Origin of the sequence: Corynebacterium sp. HMSC05E07 (genome assembly GCF_001807225.1) — a bacterium.
GTDB classification, from domain to species: domain Bacteria; phylum Actinomycetota; class Actinomycetes; order Mycobacteriales; family Mycobacteriaceae; genus Corynebacterium; species Corynebacterium singulare.
Genome location: NZ_KV788255.1, coordinates 1 through 217, shown reverse-complemented (window position 1 = coordinate 217; position 217 = coordinate 1). Strand labels below are relative to the sequence as shown.

The following is a 217-nucleotide window of genomic DNA, read 5'->3' as shown; positions in this document are numbered from 1 at the left end:
CCAATCAGCAAAGGTGATGCGGGTGTGGTGAACTGCAGCTGTAAACCGTGCAGCATCTTCGGGATTGCGTACCTGGACGAGCATGTAGCCCAGCTTTCGGATTGCTTTATGGGCTGGGTGAATCGGGTTGCGGCTGATATCAGCAAAGGTGTTGCGCTGGACGTGAACAAGACAGCGCTGGATGGCAACGTCGGGCCATTTAATGCGCAGTGCCTTG

1 protein-coding gene is annotated in these 217 nt (G+C 55.3%); it reads right to left on the bottom strand.

All coding sequences use genetic code 11. The features are described from left to right. On the bottom strand, positions 1-217 hold a 217-nt coding region (locus tag HMPREF3149_RS13950; RefSeq protein ID WP_246819989.1), incomplete at both ends, for a transposase.